This is a genomic window from Pseudomonas arcuscaelestis (assembly GCF_016881005.1).
Classification (GTDB): domain Bacteria; phylum Pseudomonadota; class Gammaproteobacteria; order Pseudomonadales; family Pseudomonadaceae; genus Aquipseudomonas; species Aquipseudomonas arcuscaelestis.
The window spans coordinates 1-1,103 of the sequence record NZ_JACOPV010000069.1; the positions used below are offsets into that span (position 1 = coordinate 1).

1 protein-coding gene is annotated in these 1,103 nt (G+C 62.0%); it reads right to left on the bottom strand.

The genetic code is table 11. From position 1 onward, the window contains the following. Positions 1 to 1,078, bottom strand: a 1,078-nt coding sequence (locus H8F21_RS29300) for a di-heme-cytochrome C peroxidase (RefSeq protein ID WP_236043279.1), incomplete at its 3' end; no start/stop codon positions are given. Positions 1,079 to 1,103 lie beyond the last annotated feature (25 nt).

Sequence of the window (1,103 nt, forward strand, 5' to 3'; positions counted from 1 at the left end):
CCTGGGCGGCGAGGGGCTTGTCGATGGCGCCGAACAACGCTTCGGGCCACGTAGGTGGCTTGAGACGTTGCAGGGTTTCTTCGATCAGGTTGAGGTCGCGCACCCGCACGCTGGAGGGGTAGCGGGCATCGCCCTGGAGCGGTTGGCCAGCGCTGTCGAAGAAGGTCAGTGTGGCGCCTACACCAAGGGCTTCGCCGATATTGCGCGCCATGGGCTGCTGGGCCGAGCCGTTCCATTGCACCCAATCGAAGGTCCAGATATCCCACAGCTGTGGGTAGTCCACTGGCGCATTGGCGATGCGATAGTTGTCTGGGGAAATCGCGTCGCCAAAGCTGGCATTGGCGATGCGCCCGAAGGCGTCGGTGCGGCCCGGGCCTTCTTCGGTGGGGTAGAGGCCGCGATGGGTGTCGTTCCAGGCGACCTTGAGGAAGGTGTTCAGCGACTGCTTGAAGTCCTGGCGCAGTTGGCTGTGCTGGGCGTCATAGCGGTCTCCCAATACCTGGCGGGCGAAGCGTTCGAATTTCCACGGGTTGTAGTAAGTGGCGGCGAGGCTTGCGACAAGGGCCTGGCCGAAGCTGCCACCGCGCAGGGTCGGTACGCTGGTGGGAAGCAGGGGCTGGGCCGAGCCGCCGTCGATACGCATGGCCTGGCATTTTAATTGCAAATCGCCGGTGTGGCTGGCGGCGCTGGTGTTGTCCAGGTTTCCGGCTGTGCTGTCGGCGTTCTTGTGGCGGGCGAAGCCCACGGGGAGGTTGCCGGGGTTTTGCGGGGTGGGTACTTGCTTGGGGTCTACCAGAAAACCAAAGCGCGCCAGGTATTCGGGGGTGGCGAAACGCTGCTCGGAAAATGGCAATTCCAGGGCGGTGAACCAGTCGTAATGCAGGCCTTTTACCTGGGTGCCCTGGGGCGTGAAGTAGTAAGTCTGCCGGTCGGCGGCACTCCATTGGTTTTGGTAATGCACCTGTTCCACGGGCACGTAGTCCGGGAGTTTGGGGTTGATGATGAAGTAGATCACCACGGCCAGAACGAGGCCTATCAGCGTGAGGATCAGGAGTAAGGCACGGGAAAAAATGCGCAAGCTGGCTATCCTTGTCGAGTGGTAG